Origin of the sequence: Streptomyces fildesensis, from assembly GCF_016107395.1 — a bacterium.
Lineage (GTDB): Bacteria > Actinomycetota > Actinomycetes > Streptomycetales > Streptomycetaceae > Actinacidiphila > Actinacidiphila fildesensis.
On the sequence record NZ_JAAIKO010000021.1, the window covers coordinates 74,419 to 95,550 of the forward strand.

The 21,132-nt window shown below is 71.5% G+C and carries 21 protein-coding genes; 8 read left to right on the top strand and 13 right to left on the bottom strand.

Annotated elements, in window-relative coordinates; genetic code table 11:
• Positions 1–260 precede the first annotated feature (260 nt).
• Entirely contained in the window at positions 261–1,271 is a 1,011-nt protein-coding gene (locus C6N31_RS24980; RefSeq protein ID WP_381587906.1) for a phosphatase PAP2 family protein, read from the top strand.
• Between the two features lie 85 nt (positions 1,272–1,356).
• On the opposite strand, the gene C6N31_RS24985 is transcribed toward C6N31_RS24980, so the two are convergent.
• The 3 genes from C6N31_RS24985 to exaC all read right to left on the bottom strand — a co-directional run bounded on the left by C6N31_RS24985 (position 1,357) and on the right by exaC (position 3,738).
• Positions 1,357–1,575 (bottom strand): proteinase inhibitor I78, encoded by a 219-nt coding sequence (locus C6N31_RS24985; protein WP_138353336.1) that lies wholly within the window; start codon positions 1,573–1,575, stop codon positions 1,357–1,359.
• Positions 1,576–1,744: 169 nt separating this feature from the next.
• On the bottom strand, positions 1,745–2,122 hold the full coding sequence (locus tag C6N31_RS24990) for a DUF779 domain-containing protein (protein WP_138353337.1): 378 nt from the start codon (positions 2,120–2,122) through the stop codon (positions 1,745–1,747).
• A 92-nt stretch (positions 2,123–2,214) separates the two neighbouring features.
• Positions 2,215–3,738, bottom strand: coding sequence for an acetaldehyde dehydrogenase ExaC (exaC, locus tag C6N31_RS24995; protein WP_138353338.1), 1,524 nt, complete (start codon positions 3,736–3,738; stop codon positions 2,215–2,217).
• A gap of 186 nt (positions 3,739–3,924) precedes the next feature.
• Between exaC and ctaD the strand changes: the two genes are divergently transcribed.
• Positions 3,925–5,619 (top strand): aa3-type cytochrome oxidase subunit I, encoded by a 1,695-nt coding sequence (ctaD, locus tag C6N31_RS25000; RefSeq protein ID WP_198358260.1) that lies wholly within the window; start codon positions 3,925–3,927, stop codon positions 5,617–5,619.
• 35 nt (positions 5,620–5,654) lie between these two features.
• Here the strand turns inward: ctaD and C6N31_RS25005 are convergent, their stop codons facing one another.
• The 3 genes from C6N31_RS25005 to C6N31_RS25015 form a co-directional block, all read right to left on the bottom strand.
• Positions 5,655–6,923 (bottom strand): glycosyltransferase, encoded by a 1,269-nt coding sequence (locus tag C6N31_RS25005; RefSeq protein WP_138353340.1) that lies wholly within the window; start codon positions 6,921–6,923, stop codon positions 5,655–5,657.
• 179 nt (positions 6,924–7,102) lie between these two features.
• The gene (locus tag C6N31_RS25010; RefSeq protein ID WP_138353377.1) at positions 7,103–8,434 is read right to left on the bottom strand and encodes an ABC transporter substrate-binding protein; all 1,332 of its coding nucleotides are present in this window, start codon (positions 8,432–8,434) and stop codon (positions 7,103–7,105) included.
• Positions 8,435–8,483: 49 nt separating this feature from the next.
• Entirely contained in the window at positions 8,484–9,053 is a 570-nt protein-coding gene (locus tag C6N31_RS25015; protein ID WP_232485613.1) for an MTB12 C-terminal domain-containing protein, read from the bottom strand.
• A 93-nt stretch (positions 9,054–9,146) separates the two neighbouring features.
• Here C6N31_RS25015 and C6N31_RS25020 point away from each other — a divergent pair, with 93 nt between their 5' ends.
• Genes C6N31_RS25020 through C6N31_RS25030 form a run of 3 tightly spaced genes read left to right on the top strand, consistent with a single transcriptional unit; the run spans position 9,147 to position 12,926 of the window.
• On the top strand, positions 9,147–9,626 hold the full coding sequence (locus C6N31_RS25020) for a hypothetical protein (protein ID WP_138353342.1): 480 nt from the start codon (positions 9,147–9,149) through the stop codon (positions 9,624–9,626).
• Between the two features lies 1 nt (position 9,627).
• Positions 9,628–12,222: a branched-chain amino acid ABC transporter permease/ATP-binding protein gene (locus tag C6N31_RS25025; RefSeq protein ID WP_138353343.1), complete on the top strand. Its 2,595-nt coding sequence runs from the start codon at positions 9,628–9,630 to the stop codon at positions 12,220–12,222.
• Positions 12,219–12,926 carry an ABC transporter ATP-binding protein gene (locus C6N31_RS25030; protein WP_198358261.1) on the top strand — a complete coding sequence of 236 codons (708 nt, stop codon included), beginning with the start codon at positions 12,219–12,221 and terminating at the stop codon, positions 12,924–12,926. Before C6N31_RS25025 ends, C6N31_RS25030 begins: the two co-directional genes overlap by 4 nt.
• Here the strand turns inward: C6N31_RS25030 and C6N31_RS25035 are convergent.
• Both C6N31_RS25035 and C6N31_RS25040 read right to left on the bottom strand, forming a co-directional pair.
• The gene (locus tag C6N31_RS25035; RefSeq protein WP_232485614.1) at positions 12,895–13,494 is read right to left on the bottom strand and encodes a LysM peptidoglycan-binding domain-containing protein; all 600 of its coding nucleotides are present in this window, start codon (positions 13,492–13,494) and stop codon (positions 12,895–12,897) included. The two genes, C6N31_RS25030 and C6N31_RS25035, sit on opposite strands and share 32 nt — an antisense overlap.
• A gap of 154 nt (positions 13,495–13,648) precedes the next feature.
• On the bottom strand, positions 13,649–14,185 hold the full coding sequence (locus C6N31_RS25040; protein WP_138353346.1) for a transglycosylase family protein: 537 nt from the start codon (positions 14,183–14,185) through the stop codon (positions 13,649–13,651).
• Between the two features lie 466 nt (positions 14,186–14,651).
• On the opposite strand from C6N31_RS25040, the gene C6N31_RS25045 reads away from it, so the two are divergent.
• Together C6N31_RS25045 and C6N31_RS25050 are read left to right on the top strand one after the other, a co-directional pair.
• On the top strand, positions 14,652–15,467 hold the full coding sequence (locus C6N31_RS25045; RefSeq protein ID WP_138353347.1) for a DUF8842 C-terminal domain-containing protein: 816 nt from the start codon (positions 14,652–14,654) through the stop codon (positions 15,465–15,467).
• Between the two features lie 223 nt (positions 15,468–15,690).
• Positions 15,691–15,939, top strand: coding sequence for a hypothetical protein (locus tag C6N31_RS25050; protein WP_138353378.1), 249 nt, complete (start codon positions 15,691–15,693; stop codon positions 15,937–15,939).
• A gap of 74 nt (positions 15,940–16,013) precedes the next feature.
• Here the strand turns inward: C6N31_RS25050 and der are convergent, their stop codons facing one another.
• From der to aroH, 5 genes are all read right to left on the bottom strand, one after another.
• A complete protein-coding gene (der, locus tag C6N31_RS25055) occupies positions 16,014–17,471 on the bottom strand; it encodes a ribosome biogenesis GTPase Der (RefSeq protein ID WP_138353348.1) in 1,458 nt (485 codons plus the stop codon).
• A 49-nt stretch (positions 17,472–17,520) separates the two neighbouring features.
• Complete coding sequence (locus C6N31_RS25060; protein ID WP_138353379.1) at positions 17,521–18,105, bottom strand: lysophospholipid acyltransferase family protein; 585 nt, start codon at positions 18,103–18,105, stop codon at positions 17,521–17,523.
• Between the two features lie 68 nt (positions 18,106–18,173).
• Entirely contained in the window at positions 18,174–18,851 is a 678-nt protein-coding gene (gene cmk / locus C6N31_RS25065) for a (d)CMP kinase (RefSeq protein WP_187144819.1), read from the bottom strand.
• 212 nt (positions 18,852–19,063) lie between these two features.
• Complete coding sequence (locus C6N31_RS25070) at positions 19,064–20,149, bottom strand: prephenate dehydrogenase (protein ID WP_138353350.1); 1,086 nt, start codon at positions 20,147–20,149, stop codon at positions 19,064–19,066.
• Complete coding sequence (aroH, locus tag C6N31_RS25075; RefSeq protein WP_138353351.1) at positions 20,146–20,508, bottom strand: chorismate mutase; 363 nt, start codon at positions 20,506–20,508, stop codon at positions 20,146–20,148. Before aroH ends, C6N31_RS25070 begins: the two co-directional genes overlap by 4 nt.
• 254 nt (positions 20,509–20,762) lie before the next feature.
• On the opposite strand from aroH, the gene C6N31_RS25080 reads away from it, so the two are divergent.
• Complete coding sequence (locus C6N31_RS25080; RefSeq protein WP_138353352.1) at positions 20,763–21,125, top strand: DUF952 domain-containing protein; 363 nt, start codon at positions 20,763–20,765, stop codon at positions 21,123–21,125.
• Positions 21,126–21,132 lie beyond the last annotated feature (7 nt).

Here is a 21,132-nt window from a genome sequence, read left to right on the forward strand (position 1 = left end):
ATCGCACGTTCCGGGACCCATGATCACCGCGGCGTCCCGCCATTCGGACGGGAAACGCAGTGCATCCCTGAGGGTAATAGCCGATAAAAAGGCGGTTGTGATGTGAGTATCGACACCCGAACATAAAATCCAGAGTTCCCGAATTTTCACTCAATCCGTGAGTGCCAAAGGAACGGGTGAGACGCACTCCACATCACATCGTCATTACAAAGACGCTCGTTCGGCCGATCACTGCTGTCACACGCTGTAACGTCGATTCGGTGCGTACCGATGAGAAGCTCCACCGACCGGCGGAGTACCCGACCACACGCGACCTACCGCGTATGAGCCGAACACGCCTCTGGCTGTTCGGCTCGACGCTTGCGGTCTACGTGGCCATCGTCGTGGGCGTCGTCACCTCCTCCAAGCTCGTGACGCTGGACTGGCAGGTGATGCTGTGGCGCCCCTACAAGCAGTGGCCCCAGATCCACGCGGCCCTGGACTACTTCGTGGTCCTGGGACAGCGCGGCCCGACGGCCGTGATGGTCGCGGCCTGGCTGGGCTGGCGGGCCTGGCGGCAGCGGAGCCTGCACCCGATGCTGGCCCTCGGCGCCTCCCTCCTGTTGCTGAACATCACCGTTGGCGCCGTGAAGTACGGGCTCGGAAGGCTCGGCCCGCACTACGCCACCGCCGTGGGATCCCCCGAACTCTTCGCCGGCGGCGATATATTCCCCTCGGGCCACACCGCGAACGCGGTCGTGACCTGGGGCGTTCTGGCATATCTGGCGACCACGCCACGGGTACGCCGGTGGGCTTCGGTCATCGCCGCGCTGCTGGCCCTCGGGGTCGGTATGACCACCATCTACCTCGGCACCCACTGGGTCAGTGACGTGCTGCTCGGCTGGGCCGCCGGCCTGCTGGTGCTGCTCGCGCTCCCCTGGTTCGAACCCGCGATGGCCTGGGCCGAGGACTTCCTGGTGGCCGCCTGGCACCGGCTCCGGCACGGTTCCGGACTCGCTCCCGTCCCGGCCCGCACGCTCGGGCAGCGCCCCGGCCTGGTGACCCAGCGGGCCTCCCAGACGGGCGGCCAGCCCGCGCTGGAGCCCGTCGGCGCCGCCACGGGTGGCCATGCGGCCACCATGCCGCACGCTCCGGGACGGCCGCCGGCCGCCCGCCACGAGCGCACCCCCGTCACCCCGACCGGCAGCCGCCGGCCGCCCGCGGAACGGCCCGTCCGCCCCATCCCGCTCGCCCACCAGCAGGTGCGCGGGCGCGGCGCCGCAGGCAGCTAGCGCCGCTTCCGACGACTCCAACGACCACGGGAGGCCGTGCGAACCGCTCCGGCGGTTCCCACGGCCTCCCGCCGTTTCCCGTCGGTCAGCCCTGCCAGCAGCGCGTCACTCTGCCGTCCGCGACACTGAAGTTCAGCCGTCCCGCGACGTACTCCATGGTGATGATCGCCCCCTCCGGAAGGGAACGGACCGTGGTCCAGCCATGCTCTCTCGCGCGCCGTTCCGCCTCGTCCTTCGGCAGCCCTGTGTAGGCCTTCGCGGGGTCGTCCGGGGTCCGGGGTCCAGGTGTCGGTATCGGTGCCATACCCCACCGTAAGCACGCGGCGTACATCCGGGAAGGCGCGTACGGGCAGTACCCGGCATTGATCGTCACGCTTCTGTCACAGAATCCGCTGAGGAGTTTGATCTCTCGCGGAAATGTTCGGAAAGCGGTTAATTCACCGTGGACACAGCATGCGCATGGCTCGCGCACATCATGTCCGCAATGCCTTCAACTCTTCGTCCGTCAACAGCCGGGAGCGGATAAGAAAGCGATTTCCCGTCGGTGCCTCCAGGGAAAAACCACTCCCCCGCCCGGGCACCACGTCAATCGTCAGATGCGTATGGCTCCAGTACGCGAACTGGTCCCGGGCCATCCACACCGGCACCGGTTCCATGCCCGCCACGCCCAGGTCCCCCAGGTGCACGTCCGAGTCCCCGGTCAGGAACTCGCCCGCCGGGTAGCACATCGGCGAACTGCCGTCACAGCACCCGCCGGACTGGTGGAACATCAGCGGACCGTGCTCGTCGGCCAGCCGCCGCAACAGTTCCGCCGCCATCCCGGTCACCTCGACCCGGTTTGCCACATCCATGCTTCACCGTCCCTGTCTCGAACCCGACCTGCGACCCCCGTGCGCCCCGCAGACCCCCGGACCGCATTCTGCGGACCGGGGGTCGTGAGCGGCTAGAAGAAGCCCAGTGCGTTGGGGCTGTAGCTGACCAGCAGGTTCTTGGTCTGCTGGTAGTGGTCGAGCATCATCTTGTGGTTCTCTCGGCCGATGCCGGAGTTCTTGTAGCCGCCGAAGGCCGCGTGGGCCGGGTAGGCGTGGTAGCAGTTGGTCCAGACGCGGCCGGCCTGGATGGCGCGGCCGGCGCGGAACGCGGTGTTCATGTCGCGGGTCCAGACGCCGGCGCCGAGTCCGTAGAGGGAGTCGTTGGCGATGGAGACGGCGTCGTCGAACTGGTCGAAGCGGGCGACGGAGACGACGGGGCCGAAGATCTCCTCCTGGAAGATCCGCATGCTGTTGTCGCCCTCGAAGATCGTCGGGGCCACGTAGTAGCCGCCGGAGAGGGCACCGCCGAGGTCGACGCGTTCGCCGCCGGTGAGGAGCTTGGCTCCCTCGGCGGTGCCGATGTCGATGTAGGAGAGGATCTTCTCGAGCTGGTCGTTGCTGGCCTGGGCGCCGATCATCGTGCCGGTGTCGAGGGGGTTGCCCTGCTGGATCGAGCGGGTGCGCTCCAGGGCGTCGCCGAGGAAGCTGTCGTAGATCGACGCCTGGATGAGGGCGCGGGACGGACAGGTGCAGACCTCGCCCTGGTTGAGGGCGAACATCGCGAAGCCTTCGAGGGCCTTGTCGTAGAACTCGTCGGGCGCTGCCGCGACGTCGGCGAAGAAGATGTTGGGGCTCTTGCCGCCGAGTTCGAGGGTGACCGGGACGATGTTCTGGCTCGCGTACTGCATGATCAGCCGGCCGGTGGTGGTCTCGCCGGTGAAGGCGACCTTCGCGACGCGGGGGCTGGAGGCGAGCGGCTTGCCGGCTTCGGTGCCGAAGCCGTTGACGACGTTGACGACGCCCGGCGGGATGAGGTCCTGGATCAGGTCCATCAGGTACATGATCGAGGCCGGGGTCTGCTCGGCCGGCTTGAGGACCACGCAGTTGCCGGCGGCGAGCGCCGGGGCGAGCTTCCAGACGGCCATCAGGATCGGGAAGTTCCAGGGGATGATCTGCGCGACCACTCCTAACGGCTCCTGGAAGTGGTAGGCGACGGTGTCCTCGTCGATCTGGGAGATCGACCCCTCCTGGCCGCGCAGCACGCCCGCGAAGTACCGGAAGTGGTCGATGGCCAGCGGCAGGTCGGCGGCCAGCGCCTCACGGACCGGCTTGCCGTTGTCCCAGACCTCGGCGACGGCCAGTTCGGTGAGGTGCTGCTCCATCCGGTCGGCGATCCGGTTGAGGACGGACGCCCGCTCGGCGGGGGCGGTGCGCCCCCAGGCGGGGGCCGCCGAGTGCGCCGCGTCCAGGGCGAGTTCGACGTCCGCCGCGGTGGAGCGGGCTATGTCGACGAACGCCTGGCCGGTGACGGGCGTCGGGTTCTCGAAATATCCCCCGGCGGCGGGGGCCGTCCATTCTCCGCCGATCCAGTTCTCGTAGCGGGAGGGGAAGGAGGCGGGGCTGCCAGAGTTTCCGGGGGGCTGATAGACCGTCATGAGCCTGCTCCTTTTGATGATGCCGAGAGCTGATGCGGCGCACGCTACTGCTAGTGAACCGGCTCGGCCAGATGGCTTGCGCACTCTCGCGTGATGGTCAGGTCGGCGAGCATGATGGGCTCATGGCGGTTTAACTGACGTGCGTCGTGGAACGGTTGGCGGCGATCGGACAGCGAAAGGAAGCCAATGACGGCACCTGCGAAGGAGGAGGCCGCTGCCGAACCGGCGCGTGCGCCGCAGCCGGGCAGCGTGGTGGTGGACTGGCTCACCACGACCGATCACAAGAAGATCGGCCATCTCTATCTGATCACGTCGTTCGGGTTCTTCCTGGCGGCCGGGCTGATGGCGCTGATGATGCGCGCCGAGCTGGCCCGTCCCGGACTGCAGTTCCTGTCGAACGAGCAGTTCAACCAGCTGTTCACGATGCACGGCACGATCATGCTGCTGCTCTTCGCGACTCCGGCCTTCGCCGGTTTCGCGAACGAGATCATGCCGTTGCAGATCGGCGCGCCCGATGTCGCGTTTCCGCGGCTGAACATGTTCTCGTACTGGCTGTATCTCTTCGGCGGGCTGATCGTCCTGGGCAGTTTCCTCGTCCCGGACGGGCCCGCGAGCTTCGGCTGGTTCGCTTACGCGCCGCTGAACAGCATGACCCGCTCCCCCGGAATCGGCGCCGATATGTGGATCATGGGACTGGCACTGTCCGGTTTCGGCACGATCCTCGGCGCGGTGAACTTCCTGACCACGATCATCGGAATACGCGCGCCCGGCATGACGATGTTCCGGATGCCGATCTTCACCTGGAACGTGCTGTTCACGTCGATCCTGGTCCTGATGGCGTTCCCGGTGCTGGCCGCGGCGCTGCTGGTGCTGGAGTCGGACCGGCGGTTCGGCTCGATGGTGTTCGCGCCGCAGAACGGCGGGGCGCTGCTGTGGCAGCACCTGTTCTGGTTCTTCGGCCATCCGGAGGTCTACATCATCGCGCTGCCGTTCTTCGGGATCATCTCCGAGATCCTCCCGGTGTTCTCGCGCAAGCCGATCTTCGGATATCTGACGCTGGTCGGCGCGACCATGGCCATTACCGGTCTTTCGATGGTGGTGTGGGCCCACCATATGTTCGTGACCGGCGCCGTTCTGCTGCCGTTCTTCTCCTTCATGTCGTTCCTGATCGCGGTGCCGACCGGTGTGAAGTTCTTCAACTGGGTCGGCACGATGATCAACGGTTCACTGTCGTTCGAGACGCCGATGCTGTGGTCGATCGGATTCTTGGTGAGCTTCCTCTTCGGCGGGCTGACCGGAGTCATTCTCGCCTCCCCGCCGCTGGACTTCCATGTCAGCGATACCTACTTCGTCGTGGCGCACTTCCACTACGTGGTGTTCGGGACCGTGGTGTTCGCGATGTTCGCCGGTTTCTACTTCTGGTGGCCGAAGTTCACCGGAAAGATGCTGGACGAGCGGCTGGGGAAGATCCATTTCTGGACGCTGTTCTTCGGCTTCCACATCACGTTCCTGGTGCAGCACTGGCTGGGCGTCGAGGGAATGCCGCGCCGGTACGCCGACTATCTGGCGGCCGACGGATTCACCACGCTCAACACGATCTCGTCGATCGGTGCGTTCCTGCTCGGAATGTCGACGCTGCCGTTCCTCTACAACGTCTGGAAAACGGCGAAATACGGCGAGAAGGTGACGGTCGACGATCCCTGGGGATACGGCCGCTCCCTGGAGTGGGCCACCTCCTGCCCACCGCCCAGGCACAATTTCACGACGCTGCCGAGGATTCGCTCCGAATCCCCCGCCTTCGATCTGCACCACCCGGAGGTGCCGGCCGGGGCGCTGTCGGCGCTGGACGCCGACGAAGTGTCGCTGGACAAACGTCGCTGACCAAACGTCACTGAGCAGGCATCAATTACCAGGCGTCACTTGCCCAGCGTCCGCCGGGCCTTGCGCCCCGCCGCCATTGCCACGTCGCCGAGGGCGTACGCAGCGCCCAGCACCTGTCCGCCGGCCGACATCACGGCGGCGCGCCCGCGGCCACCGCGCCGGGCGCGGGCGTCGAGCAGCCGCTGGAAGAGGGTCTCGTGCAGCCGGGCGATCCGGTCCGGGTCGTACTGCTCGCCCTTGACCGACGCCGCGCGGCCCATCGTGACGCGCAGCTCGTCGTCGTTGATCAGCCGCAGCAGCGCGGCGGCCATCGCGTCGATGTCGCGCGGCGGTACGAGCAGGCCGTCCACGCCGTCGGAGATGATCTCCCGCGGGCCGAGCGGACAGTCGGTGCTGACGACGGGAAGGCCGGCGCGCATGCCCTCGACGATCGTCATGCCGAACGACTCCATGCTGGAGGAGACGGCCAGGATCGACGCCTTCGCCAGCTCCGGCTCCAACGGCGAGGCGGGGCCCATCAGGCGGACGGCGTCCTGCGCGTGCAGCTCGACGACGAGGGCGGCCAGCTTCTTCCGCTCGGCGCCCGCGCCGTACAACCGCAGGGTCCAGTCCGGCCGTTCGGCGGCGACCTTGGCGAAGGCCCGGATCAGGTCGTCGTAGCACTTCGCGGGTGCCAGCCGGCCGGCGGCGACCACGACCGGTTCGGTGCACGGCGAAGGGTCGTCGTCGGAGGCCGGGACGCTGTTCGGCACCGGGGTGACCCGGACTCCCGGAATCCGGCGGCGGTAGGCGGCGGCGTCGGCCGCCGTGGTGGTGACCACCGCGTCCAGCCGTGGGTACAGCCGGCGCAGCAGGAGCACGAGCTTGGTGGAGTGGGTGTCGAGGGTGAGGTGCTCCTGGGCGACGCGCACCATGGTGCGCGGGGCCTGCCGCGCGATGTGGACGTTGAGCCCGGGGCGGGTGCCGACGACGACGTCCGCGTCGAGCTGCGCCAGGTGGCGGGCGATGCGCTCGTCGGTGAGGGCGCTGTAGTGGTCATGGCGGCGGTCGGACGCCGGGAAGACCGTGGCGGGGACGGCGCGCCGCGGGTCGTCGAGGTCGGAGTCCTGGCTGTCCTGGCGCAGATCGACCAGGTGCCGCAGCCGGACGCGGGGGTCGTAGACGAACTGCGGCTCGTCCAGGTGCCGGAAGACGGAGACGATTTCCACATCGTGCCGCTCGGACAGCTTGCCGGCGAGGTTGCACGTCGTACGGATGGTGCCACCGATTCCGTACGCGTTGTGGATCAGGAATGAGATGCGCATGCGTTTCCGTGTCTCCCGGTTGCCCGGCGGATTCCCCGCCCGTTGCCGTCCGCGGACGACAGACGGACGTCAGACGGACGATAGCAAGATCTGGCCTTTGTCCCCTGCTGTGTCCAGGGGTCCCTGGCGCGTCCAGGCGTCACTTGCCGCGTCCAGGGCGACGGTGGCCCGACACAGCCTCAGGGGCTGTACGGCAGCTGGGGCACGGTGAGGCAGTTGCCGGCCGGGTCCCCGCCCTGGGTGACCCATCCGCCGTGGCCGTCCTGGGCCGCGTCCGACCAGCGGGCGACGGACAGACAGGTGCGGCGGGTGGCGGGCGGATCCGGCAGCGCGGCGAAGGTGACCGGTGCCAGCAGCCCCCGGGCGTCGTAGGGCTGCGCGCGGCCCATGAACCGCTCGACGCAGCCGCGGTCGGGGGCCGCCCCGCCGGCGGTGCAGCCGGTGAGGGCGTCGGTGAACCACATCGCGGCGGCCCAGCCCTCCAGCTGCCACTGCGAGAACTGCCCGGCGTCCTTGCCGTGCGCGCGCTGCCAGGCCGCCATGCCGTTACGGAACGCGTCGACGGCCGGTTGCCCGGTCTCGTCGTAGTTGCGGCTGCCCGAGGTCGCCCACAGCGCGTTCCGGCAGCCGGCCGCGCCCTGGTAGTCGGCGGGCACGGTCGTCGCCCAGTTCTGGACGTTGGTGACCTTGGCGGAGACCGTCACACCGGCCGCCTGCATCGCCCGGCACAGCTGGCCGTTGCCGTGGGTGTCCATGGCGTCGAAGAGGATGTCGACACCACGGGCCCGCAGATCGGCGGCGACGGCGCGGAAGTTGGGCAGGGCGAAGTCGACTTGTTCACTGATCGTCTTGTATCCCTCCGCCCGCAGCCCCTGGAGGAGCTGTTGCGCGTACCGCGCCGAGGCGGACTGGTTGTAGTGGACGACCGCGGCCGTCCTGGCCTGCTGCCGGTCCTTGAACCAGCGGTAGACCTCGGTGCCCGCGTACAGCGTGCCGCCCCAGCCGGGGGTGCCCCCGCGGGGGGCGTCGCTCCCGTAGATCCCGTACAGGTGCGGATAGGTGTCGTACGCCGTGCCGATGGGGATGCCGCCGATGTCGGGGACGCCCTTGCCGCTCACGTACGAGGCTCCGGCGTAGTCGAGGGCACTGGTCGCCACCAGGGCGAACACCTTGTCCTGGTCGACAAGTCGGCGTACGCATTCGTTGTTGCCCACCCCACTGCCGCCGTCGTCGCAGGTGACCGCCTCCACCCGGTGCCCGTTGACGCCGCCCTGGGCGTTCAGCGCGTCGATGTACGCGAGCGCGCCGTCCCGCGGTCCGCTGAACGCTCCCCCGCCGACCGGGCTCGTGGCGCTGGTGACGATCCCGACGCGGACCGGCGCCGGCGCGGACGTCGTCGCGGACGGCGGGTCGGCGAAGTCGCGCTCCGGCAGCCGGCTGCCACAGCCCGCCGCGACCAGGACCGTGGTGAAGGCCAGCACCGCCACGGCGGTTCGGGACGAGGCCGGCAGCCGCCGGCCCGGGTCCTTCGCCCCGCGGAACGAGACGGACACCGGACGGTCAGCAGCCCGGCACGGCGGTGCCACCGGCGTCCAGGGCGATCAGGGCGCAGAGGCTCTTGACCGACACCTTCCACACCTGGTTCTGCAGCACGGACGTGCCCAGGGTGTTCGGCAGTACGTCGGCGCCCTGCAGCGAGAGCGTGTACGTCACTTCGGCGGCCGTGGCCGAGGTGAGACGGACCTGGTTGACCTTCGCGCGGACCTGGCCGACCCGGGGGTCGCCCGAGAACGCGGCGAGCAGCGGCCCGAGGTGGTCGCCGTTCTCCAGCAGCTTCGCCTTGTCGCCGGCGCTCGTGCCCGGGGCGAAGAACTTCTCCCAGTTCTGCCGGATCTGCTGCTCGGCCGCTCCGCTGTCGGCCGGGGGCGAGGTGGCGGTGGCCGAGGAACCGCCGGAGGGCGTGTCGGAAGGAGTGCCGGAGGGCGTGCCGGTCGCGGAACCGGTCGCGGTCGCCGGTGATTTCGACGGCGTGTCCCCGCCGTCCCCTCCGCCCCCGCAACCGGTCAGCGCGACCAGCATCGCCGTGGTCAACGCCATCGCGACCAGCGTCGCGCGTGCGGAACGGACCATGTGTCCCACCATCCCCCGGCTCGGGCCGTGCGGTTCGGGGTATTGCCCCCACCGGCATATTGGCGCTAATCGGTGAACATGCCCATACGCCGTGTGAAGCGAGATGACGCCACACCCGCATTCGTCCCGTGGGGCGCATACGTCCACCGGGCCGGCTGGCTGCTTCTCGCGGCGGGCGCCGTACTGTGCGGACTCGGCTGGTACGGGATCGCAGGCGAGCGCTACGCGGAGCGTCAGATTCCGTATCTCGCCTCCTCGTCGATCCCCGGAGGGGCTCTCATCGTCGCGGGCGCCGTCCTGATCGCCCGGCCGCCGGACCCGGGATCCGCCGGCCAACAGGCGCCCACCGCCGATGTCCTGGTGGCGGAACCCTACGAGAAAGCGGAAGCCGCCGAGGGAACCGGACCCGTCGCCGTCTCCACCGCCCCGCCCGTCGCGGTCCCGGGCGGCACGCTGCTGCACCGCCCCGACTGCCCGCTGGTGCAGGGCAAACCGGAGGCGGCGCCGGCCGGGCCCGATGACATCCGGTCGCGGGCCCTGACGCCGTGCCCGGTGTGCGAGCCGGGCCGCTGACGTGGCGTCGCTGACGTACGACCTGACCCTCGCCGGGCTCTCGGTCGGCAGCGCCGCCGCGCTCACCGGCATCGGGCTGGTGGTCACCTATCGCGCGACGGGGGTGTTCAACCTCGCGCACGGCGCGATCGCGATGGTGACGGCGTACGTCCTGCGGGAGCTGGTGGTGGTCCACGGCTGGCCGCCGGCACCCGCGGCGGCCGTCAGCCTGCTGGTGGTCGCGCCGGGCATCGGACTCGCGCTGGACCGCGTCGTGTTCCGGCCGCTGGCGGCCCGCGAGGCGGGCCCGGCGGAGACGCTCGTCGCCACGCTGGGGGTGTTCGTCCTGCTGGTCGGCGCCGCGTATCTGGCGTGGGGAGGCGACGCGCGCGGCGACGCGCCCGTCATCGTGCCGGACGATCCCTGGGCGCAGCTCGCCGCGGTGGTCGCACTGGCGGGCGCGGTCGGCGCCGTCACCCGCTGGACGCGGTTCGGGACGCGGCTGCGGGCGGTCGTCGACGACCGGCGGCTCGCCGTGCTGGGCGGGATCGACGCGGACCGGGTCGCGGCGGCCGGCTGGGCGTTCGGTGCCTTCGCCGCGGGTCTGGGCGGGGTGCTGCTCGCGCCGTATCTGCGGCTCGATCCGTACGGGCTGTCGCTGCTGGTCATGGAGACGATGGCGGTCGCGGTCGCCGCCGGGATGCGCAGTCTGCCGGTGGCGGTCGGGGTCGCGGTGGCGGTCGGCGTGGGGCAGAGCCAGCTCACCCGGCTGCATCCGGGCGGCAGTTGGCAGGAGCCACTGCTGCAGGCCGTGGGCGCCAACCTGTTCGTCGTCGCCCTGCTGATAGCGGCGCTGCTGATGCCCGCGATCGGTGACGCGTCGCCGGATGCCGCGCCCGCGCCGCCGGTCACCGCCCGGTTCCGGGCTCCGCCCTGGGCCTGGGCGGTCTGCGGCCTCCTCTTCCTGCTGCCGCTCGGCCTGGCGGGCACCGATCTGACCACGTCCGTGCAGGTACCCGCGATGGGGCTGATCCTGCTCTCGCTGGTCGTCGTCACCGGCCTCGGCGGCCAGATCTCCCTCGGGCAGGCCGCCTACGCCGGGCTCGGCGCCCTGTTCACCGCGCTGCTCGCGGCCGGCCGCTTTCCCGCGGTGCCCGCGCTCCCCGAACTGCCCGCGCTCGCCCTCGCGGTGCTCCTCGTCGCTCCCCTCGGGCTGCTCACCGGTGCGCCGGCCGTCCGGCGGCGCGGTCTGGCGCTCGCGCTCGCGACGTTCGCGGTGGGGGTCGCGGTGAGCCGGTTCGTCTTCGCGCAGCCGTACGCCACCTCGGGACTGGATCTGCGGCGCCCCGCCGGGTTCACCGCCGACCGGGCGTACTACGTCCTCGAACTCGTGCTGCTGGCCGCCTCGCTGGTCTCTGTGCACCTGCTGCGCCGGGGCAGGACGGGACGCGCCCTGGCCGCGATCCGCGACCACGAGGCGGGCGCCGCGGCGGCCGGGGTGCCCGTGCCCGCTCTGAAGCTGTTCACGTTCGTGGCGGGTGCGGGGTTCGCGGCGCTGGGCGGCGGACTGCTCGGGATGGGCGTCCGGAGCTTCGACGTCGCGTCCTTCGACCCGCTGCGCGGGCTGTTGTGGTTCGCCGCCGTGGTCGTCCTCGGCGCGGACAGCCCGCTCGGCGCGATGGCCGCGGCGGCCCTCCTCGTCGGTCTCGACGCCGGGACGAAGGAGGGCGTCGCCGCCGCGGTCGTCGGCGTCCTCGCCGTGCTGCTCGGCCGCACCCCCGGCGGCCTTCCCGCCGCCCTGCGGCTCCGGTACCCGGCCTTCGCGGCGGCTGTCCTGCCGGCTCGCGACCGCCGCCCGGTCCTGGTGCGCCGCCCGAAGGCGCGTGGGGCCGTGGCAGCCGGCGAAGCACGGCTGACCGCGCGACGGATATCGCTCGGCTACGACGGCATCACGGCTGTCGACGGCGTGGACCTCACCGTGTCACCGGGCAGGGTGACGGCGCTGACCGGGCCCAACGGGGCCGGCAAGAGCACGCTGTTCGACTGTCTGTGCGGAACGGCCCGGCCGCGACGCGGCCGGGTGCTGCTGGACGGCCGGGACATCACCCGGCTGCCGCCGCACCGCCGGGCCCGGCTCGGGCTGGCACGCACGTTCCAGCAACTGGCGGTCTTCCCCGGGCTGACGGTCGGCGAGAACATCAGGATCGGCGCGGAACAGGGCGCGGTACGCGACCCGGAGGCGGTCGAACGGATCCTGCGGCTGCTCGCGCTGGGCCCCGTACGCGACGTTCCCGCCGCGGGCCTGCCGACCGGCACGCTGCGCCGGGTGGAGCTGGGACGGGCGCTGGCGGGCGCGCCCCGGGTGCTGCTGCTCGACGAGCCCGCCGCCGGGCTCGACAGCGCCGAGATCGGAGCGCTGCGCGACGTGCTGCGCGCACTGGCCGCCGACGGCATGGCGCTGCTGCTCGTGGAGCACGACCTCGAACTCGTCGGGGCGCTCGCCGACATCGTGTACGTCATGACCGACGGCCGGATCACCGCGACGGGCCCGCCCGGCACCGTGCTCACCACCCCACCACCGTCGGAGACGGTGCCGGAGCCAAGGGGCTCCCGATGAGCGTGGAGATCGCGCTGTACGGGGCGAGGGTGCGCTACGGCCCGCTGGAGGCGCTGCACGGGGTCGATCTGGTGGTGCCGCGCGGCAGCGTCACCGTGCTGCTCGGGCGCAACGGAGCGGGCCGTACCACCGCGCTGCACGCCCTCGCCGGCTCGGTGCCGCTGAGCGCGGGCCGGGTGCTGTGGCGGGGCGCCGACGTGACCCGGCTGCCCGCGCACCGGCGGGCCCGGCTCGGGCTGGCGTTCGTACCGGACCGGCGGCCGGTCTTCGGCTCGCTGACCGTGGCCGAGAACCTGGCGCTGTTCACGGACCAAGGGCAGGACCACGGCCAGGAGCCCGCACTCGACGCGCTCGAGGCGCTGGCCACGTCCGAGGTGTTCGCGGTGTTTCCCGCGCTGCGCCCGCTGCTCGGCCGCCGGGCGGGGACGCTCTCCGGCGGCGAGCAGCGGATGCTGGCGGTGTCGCGGGCACTGCTGACGCGGGCCCGGCTCGTCCTGCTGGACGAGCCGGGCCTCGGACTGTCACCCCGGGCCGCGGCGCACGCCTACGGGGCGCTGGGGGGCCTCACGGCGGGCGGTGGGCGCACCGTCGTCGTGGCGGAGCAGCGGCTGCCCGCCGCGCTGCGCCCGGCGACCACCGTGGTCCATGAACTGCGGCGCGGGGAGGTGGTGTTCACAGGCGAGCCCGCGGAGCGTCCGGAATGAGCAGCGTCGTGCCGACGTCGAGCCGGTCCGGGTCGGCGCCGATCACCTTCTGGTTGACCCGGTACAGCTCCTGCCAGCCGCCGCGCACCGCGAACTTCGTGGCGATCGACTGCAGGGTGTCGCCCGCCACGACGGTGTGCACGCGGCCCGTGAGGTTCTGTTCCTTGGCGCAGACGGGCCAGGCGTCCCAGCCCTGGACGCGCTGTACCTCCTGCGCGACGGCGATCTGCTGCGCCGGGGTGGCCAGATCGGCCCGCGGCGCGTACTTCAGACCGCCGAACTCCTCCCAGGTCGGCTGCCAGAACTGCAGTCCGCCGTAGTAGCCGTTGCCGGAGTTGATGTGCCAGTCGCCGCTGCTCTCGCACATCGCGAGGCCCTCCCACACCGTGGGGCGGGGGACCGCCGGGGTGCCCGCGTGGGCGGCGGTCCCGGTGGTGGTGGGCGTGTCCCCGTGCGCGGGTGGGGTGTCGGCGCGGGCGGGTGCGGCCGAGAGCGGGAGCAGGGCGGCCAGGACGGTGGCGGCGGTTGCCGCGAGGACCATGGCCCGGCGCCCGACCAGTACGTTCATGCGATGAAATGAGGACAGGTCGTTCATAGCGGGTCACGCTAAGCACGCCCTGTCCGCTCCCGGCGCCCGGCGCGCGCGGCGCGCCGGGCGTCCCACCCGGTCGGAGCAGCCGTCCTGAACCGATGTCAGGCCGAATGCCACGCCGAGGAAGCCGTCACCAGGCGGGCCACCAGGCCGGCGCGCGGACCGCCAGCGGGGCTCCGGCCGCCCGGGACGTGACCGCGATCGCCGCGCGCTCCTGGCTGCGGCTCGGGTGTTCGGCGGCCTGCGGCGGCTGCGCCTTCGGCCGTACCGTCTTCGTCTTCGGGGGTGTCGCCTTGGGAGTGCCGGCGGACGGCGCGTCGCCGTACGCTCCGGCGCGGCGGGCGCAGACCGGCCACGCTCCCCAGCCGCTCGACCGCTGCACCTTGGTCGCTATCGCGATCTGCTGCTCGCGGGAGGCCTTGTCGGCGGTCGGGGCGTACTGCGTGCCGCCGTTCGACCGCCAGGTGCCGGCGGCGAACTGCAGTCCGCCGTAGTAGCCGTTGCCGTTGTTGATGTGCCAGTTGCCGCCGCTCTCGCACTTGGCGATGCGGTCCCACACTCCGCTGTCGGCCGCCGCGGCCTGTCCTCCGGCGGCCAGGACGGCCAGCGGGCTCAGTGCCGCCATGCCGGTGAGCACAGCGATGACTCGGTACTTGGCCAAGACCATGGATTCCCTCTCCACGGACCCGGGGTTCCCCCTACGTGCCTCGAGAACGCGCACCGGCGCGTCTGACGCCGGTGCCCGTCCGAACCCGGGCGGTGCTCTTTGCACACGAGCCGAGAACCTAGACACCCCAGGTGCACCGAATCAACCAAATCCGGTTCGTTGCAGGCCACTTGACGGTTACCCGAAGTAAGGACGTATTTTCGCCGTCCAATTGACGCGTCCTTGTCACCCTAAATCGTGATGGGTGCCGCACCGGCTGTGACCCACTTCACCGCGGCAGGAACTTCCCTCCGGACGGAATCTCGACAGGGAGTGAGATCCTCCGGGTCGCCGGTCACCCTGCGCACCCGGCGGCGGGAACGGATGTGCCGCAAAGCGTGACCCTCACCACAGGTCGTCCGTTGTCACTGTGCGCGGGGGAACGCCCTGCGCAGCAAACCGCAGCCGCACAGTCAAGGAGGCCTCCGTGCCGCCCATGCTCGACGTCAGCGCCGAGGTACGCGCCGAGATCGGCGAGGAGGAGGCCACGCGTCTGCTCGCCGGGGAGAACGCCCCGGGGACGTACGACTGCACCTCCTGCCGCACCCCCGGCGACACCGGCCAGGAGCGCACCAGCACCGTCCTGTTCGTCAGCGACGAGACCGCGGTGCTCGCCTTCGCCCACGCGACCTGCATCCCCTCGCAGGTGGTGCCGGTCTCGGAGGAGCAGCTCCAGGGCGCGGTGCGCAGCATCACCGCGGACGACGCGGCCGGCGGCACGGCGTCCGCCCTGGTGGACGGCGCCCGGGAGGCCGGGGCCGCGGCCGCGCCGCGCCAGGCGGTGCTGGGCATCACCTGCGGGCTCGTCCTGGTCGAGGGAACGCTCCGGCCGGCCCTGGTGGTCGAACCGACCGGCGCCATCAGCCGCCCGGGCTCCACCGCCGACGGGGACGACTTCCTCCCCCTCATGATCGAGCAGGGCTTCATGCCCCAGCTCGACCTGGCGGTACCGCCGCCCGCCCTGAGCGGCTGGTCGGTGCTGCTGGCCATGGGCCAGTTGCACGCGGTCCTGCAGCCGAGTGCCGGCGGCCCCGCCGTCTCCTGGTGGCAGGCCCACCAGCCGCTGCAGGTGAGCGATGGCTGGCGCAGCGCGGTGAACCGCACCAACGAGGTGTACGTCTACGCCGCCCCGGCCGACTCGATCGGCCGTCAGCCGCGCGAGGACCTGATGCGTGACGCGCTGGAGCGCGCGGCCGCCCGCGGGCTGCTGGTCGGTGCGACGATGCCGCTCTCGGGCACCTGAGCGGCCCGTGCGGCCCGGGGCCCCGCCTCGCACCACCGAACGGCGCAGCGCACCGCTGAACGAAGGGGCGCGTACGGAAACCCGTACGCGCCCCCTCTCGTGCGACCGAAGATCCGCATTTACCCCGTGCTGCCCGCATCTTGGACGGTAAGCAGTCGTTGGCACATTCGTGCACACCTTTGACGCCTTCTCCCGAGTCCCCTACCAGAGCCAGATTCCGTCGATGCGCAGCGCGCAGGATCCCTCCGGGGTCGGCTCGGGCACGCCGATCTACGACGCTCTCTACTCGGAGTACCGCAGGCTGTTCCGAGCCCTGCCGGGTGACCGCTCCGGCGAGGAGGCCATGCAGTTCAACGCGTTCTCGGCGTGGCACGAGCAGCCGTACGACGCCGCGCCGGGCCGGCACCGCGGCAACCGCCCGGCCGCGGCGCTGCCGCCGGGCCGCACCGACAACCGGATGTACGGGCTCTAGACGAGCTCCGGACGGGTCACACACGGCCGGTCGTGGGGAGCGGGCCGCACGGGCCCGCGCCCCACCGGCCACGACTACTTGTTGCGGCCGCGCTTCTCGCGGACCCGCACCGAGACCTGGATCGGCGTGCCGACGAAGCCGAACTCCTCACGCAGCCGGCGCTCGACGAAACGACGGTAGCCCGCCTCGAGGAAGCCCGAGGCGAAGAGCACGAACCGCGGCGGCCGGGTGCCGGCCTGCGTGCCGAACAGGATGCGGGGCTGCTTGCCACCGCGGATCGGGTGCGGGTGGCCGGCGACCAGCTCGCCGAGGAAGGCATTGAGGCGGCCGGTCGGGATACGCGTCTCCCAGCCCGCGATGGCGGCCTCGATCGCCGGGACGAGCTTCTCCATGTGACGGCCGGTGAGCGCCGAGACGTTCACCCGCGGCGCCCACTGGACCTGGACGAGATCCTGCTCGATCTCGCGCTCCAGGTAATAGCGGCGCTCCTCGTCGATCTGGTCCCACTTGTTGTAGGCGATGACGACGGCGCGCCCGGCCTCGACGGCCATGGTGATGATGCGGGTGTCCTGGACGCTGATCGACTCGGTCGTGTCGATCAGGACCACCGCGACCTCCGCCTTGGTCAGCGCGGCAGCGGTCCGCAGCGACGCGTAGTAGTCCGCGCCTTCCTGCAGGTGCACGCGGCGGCGGATACCGGCGGTGTCGATGAACTTCCAGGTGATGCCGCCGAGCTCGATCAGCTCGTCGACCGGGTCGCGGGTGGTGCCGGCGACCTTGTCGACGACCACGCGGTGCTCACCGGCGACGCGGTTGAGCAGGCTCGACTTGCCGACGTTCGGGCGGCCGATCAGGGCGATGCGGCGCGGGCCGCCGATCCCAGCACCGAAGGTCATCGCGGGCGCCTCGGGCAGCGCCTCCATGATCGCGTCGAGCAGGTCGCCGGTGCCACGGCCGTGCAGCGACGAGACGGCGTGCGGCTCGCCCAGGCCCAGGTTCCACAGTGCGGCGGCGTCCGCCTCGCCGGACTGGCCGTCCACCTTGTTGGCGGCGAGCACGACGGGCTTGCCGGACTTGCGCAGCAGCCGGACGACGGCCTCGTCGGTGTCGGTGGCGCCGACCGTGGAGTCCACGACGAAGACGACCGCGTCGGCCGCCTGGATCGCGAATTCGGCCTGGGCGGCGACGGAGGCGTCGATGCCGAGGACGTCCTGCTCCCAGCCGCCGGTGTCGACGATGGTGAAGCGGCGGCCGTTCCAGTTCGCCTCGTAGTTGACCCGGTCGCGGGTGACGCCCGGCTTGTCCTCGACGACCGCCTCACGGCGGCCGATGATGCGGTTGACCAGCGTCGACTTGCCGACGTTCGGGCGGCCGACGACGGCGAGGACCGGGAGCGGGCCGTGGCCCGCCGCCGCCAGGTCGCCTGCGACCTCTTCGAGGTCGAAGCCTTCCTCGGCCGCGAGTTCCATGAACTCCGCGTACTCGTCGTCGCCGAGCGCGCCGACGTCGCCGTGTTCGTTCTGGTTGTCCATGAAAGCTTCTCCGTCGATCAACAGTGGTGGCTGCGGTACCTGATGTGGTTCAGCGGCCGGTGGCTTGCTTGGCGTGGGCCAGGTGCGCGGTGAGGCGCTCCTGGATGCGCAACGTGGCGTTGTCCATCGCCGAACGGGTACGTCGGCCGCTGGGGTCGCCCGCCTCGAACGGGTCGCCGAAAACGATGTCGATACGGCTGCGCAGTGGTGGCAGCCCCGATATCACCCGTCCCTGGCGGGCGCTGCCCAGGACGGCGACGGGTACGACGGGCGCGCCGGAGCGCACCGCGAAGTACGCCAGGCCGGAGCGGAGTTCCGAGAAGTCACCGACCCCGCGGGTGCCCTCCGGGAAGATCCCGAGCACTCCGCCGCGCGCCAGCACGCCGAGCGCGGCCGTGATGGCGGTGCGGTCGGCGCTGTAGCGGTCGACGGCGAGCTGCCCGATACCGCGCAGGAACGGGTCCAGCGGGCCGACGAACGCTTCCTTCTTGACCAGGAAGTGCACGGGTCGCGGGGAGGTGCCGATGATCATCGGCCCGTCCACGTTGTGCGCGTGGTTGCCCGCCAGAATGACCGGCCCGTGGGCCGGCACCCGCCAGGCGCCGAGGACGCGGGGCCGCCACAGGCCGTTCATCAGGCCAATGCCGATGCGGCGGCCGACCGCCGCTCCGCGCGGGCCGGGCGCCGTCAGGGTCTGGGACGTCACCGAGCCGCTCGCTTCTCCTCGATCAGGGTGACGATGCACTCGATGACCTGGTCGAGGGAGAGGTCCGTGGTGTCGACCTCTATGGCGTCGTCCGCCTTGGCCAGCGGCGAGGTCTTCCGGCCGGAATCGGCCGCGTCCCGCTTGACCAGGGCGTCCTGGGTGGCCTGCACGCTCTGCGCGCCCTTGAGCTCACCGCTGCGCCGGGACGCGCGGGCCTCGGCGGAGGCGGTCAGGAAGATCTTGAGAGTGGCGTCGGGCAGCACCGTGGTGCCGATGTCCCGGCCCTCCACGACGATGCCGTCCGGCGCGGCGGCGGCGGCCGCGCGCTGCAGGCCGACCAGCCGGGTGCGCACCTCGGGCACCGCGCTGACGGCGCTGACCGCGGCGGTGACCTCCTGGGTGCGGATCGGCCCGGAGGCGTCCTCGCCGTCCACGGTGATGGTCGGGCCGACGGGCTCGGTGCCGGAGACGATGACGGGCTTGGCGGAGGCGTTGGCCACGGCCTCGGTGTCACTCACGTCCACGCCGTTGCTCAGCATCCACCAGGTGATCGCCCGGTACTGGGCGCCGGTGTCGAGGTAGCTGAGGCCGAGCTTGGCCGCGACGGCCTTGGACGTGCTGGACTTACCCGTGCCCGAGGGGCCGTCGATGGCGACGATCACCGGAGATTCCACAGCGCGAGGGCCTTCCTTGGGCACGGTTACGGGGTGAGGTGGGCCCGGCTGACGCCGGAGGCCATCCCATAAGGTTACCGGCCGGGTGCCAGCACACGTACCACAGCCGTTGTCCCCGGCCGCCGGAACCCGTCACATCGGGCCGCCGGGGCGGCCGCGGGGCCATCGGGAGCCGTCGCGGGACCCCGCGCCCCAGGTCCGCCGCGGGACGCTCAGGACCGGATGGACCAGCCCCGGTCGCGCAGCGCGCTCGTCAGGCCCGGCGCCGCCGCCGGCTCCACCATGAGCTGCACCCGGCCGGCCTGCTGGCCCGTCGAGTGCTCGATGCGGACGTCCTCGATGTTCACACCGGCCGCGCCCGCGTCGGCGAAGATCCGCGCCAGCTCGCCCGGCTGGTCGCCGATGAGCACCGCGACGACCTCGTAGGCCTTGGGGGCCGTGCCGTGCTTGCCGGGGACCCGGTCCCGGCCGGCGTTGCCGCGCAGCAGGATGTCCTCGATCCCGGCGGCGCCGGTGCGGCGCTTGTCCTCGTCGGCGGACTGCAGCCCGCGCAGCGCCTCGACGGCGCCGGTCAGGTCGGTGGCGACCTCGGCGAGCACATCGGCCACCGGGCCGGGGTTGGCGGCCAGGATGTCCATCCACATGCCGGGTTCCGATCCGGCGATACGGGTGACGTCGCGGATGCCCTGCCCGCACAGCCGCACCGCGGTGTCCTCGGCGTGCTGCAGCCGGGCCGCGACCATGCTGGAGACCAGCTGCGGGGTGTGCGAGACGAGCGCGACGGCCCGGTCGTGCTCGTCGGCGTCCATCACCACCGGTACGGCGCGGCACAGGGCGACCAGTTCCAGGGCGAGGTTGAGCACCTCGGTCCCGGTCTCCCGGGTGGGGGTCAGCACCCACGGGCGGCCCTCGAAGAGGTCGGCGGTGCCGGCCAGCGGGCCGGAGCGCTCGCGGCCCGCCATCGGGTGCGTACCGATGTAGCGGGACAGGTCGCAGCCCAGCGCCTGCAGATCGCGGCGCGGACCCGCCTTGACGCTGGCCACGTCGAGGTAGCCGCGGGCCAGGCCGCGGCGCTGCGCGTCGGCGAGGGTGGCCGCCACGTGGGCCGGCGGTACGGCGACGACGACGAGGTCGACCTGACCCTCGGGGGGCAGCGCGCTGCCCGCGCCGAGGGCGGCGGCGGTGCGCGCGACGGACGGGTCGTGGTCCTCCAGGTACACCTCGACGCCGCGCGAGACGAGGGCGAGCGCGGCGGAGGTGCCCATCAGGCCGGTTCCGATGACCAGGGCGGTCCTCACTGAGCGATGTCCTTGCGGAGCGCGGCGGCGGCGCCGAGGTAGACATGCCCGATCTCGCTCCTGGGCAGCTCGCTCTCGACGTGCGCGAGGATGCGGACCACGCGCGGCATGGCGCCCTCGATGTCCAGTTCCTGGGCGCAGACCAGCGGTACGTCCACGATGCCGAGCCGGCGCGCGGCCACCGCCGGGAAGTCGCTGTGCAGATCAGGGGTGGCGGTGAAGATCACGCTGATCAGGTCGTCCACCGCGAGCCGGTTGCGCTCCAGGAGGGCGGTGAGCAGCTCGGACACCTGTCCGTGCATGTGTTCCGCCTCGTCCCGCTCCAGCTGGACGGCTCCGCGGACCGCTCGTACCGCCACGTCACTGCTCCCTCATGCCCTCGGATCCGAACCCGGCAAGCGTAACCAAGTGATCAGGCACACGGTCGCGGCGACCGCCCAGCGAGACGGGCGGCCGCCGCACGGCACGGGGTGCGTCCCGCCATGGCACGCCTTTCCGAAAGACCGGCCGGGGTCGCTTCCCGCGAATCTCCCGGCGACGAACATGGTCAATCTCTCCCGGAGCGGACACATCCGCCACTTGGAGGTCACCGGCGTCCGGTACAACGATGGACATGATCCTTCACCTCGTCCCGCTGGACACCTGGCTCCACGAGCCCGACCGCCCGTACGCGCCCGCCTCCCTCGCCGAGGACGGCTTCGTGCACTGCTCCCCCGACGAGGCCGTCACCCTGGCCGTCGCCGACGCCTTCTACCGGGACACGGCCGGGCCGCTGATGGTGCTGCTCATCGACGAGGAGGCGCTCGACCACCCGGTGCGCTGGGAGGCCGCGGACCCGGCCCCGCCGCCCGGCGTCGCCGAGGGCACCCTCTTCCCCCACGTGTACGGCCGGATCAACCGCACGGCGGTGACCGGGATGCTGGAGGTCGAACGGGACCCGGTGGGCCACCCGCTGCGGCTCGCCCCCTGGTCATAATCGCCGT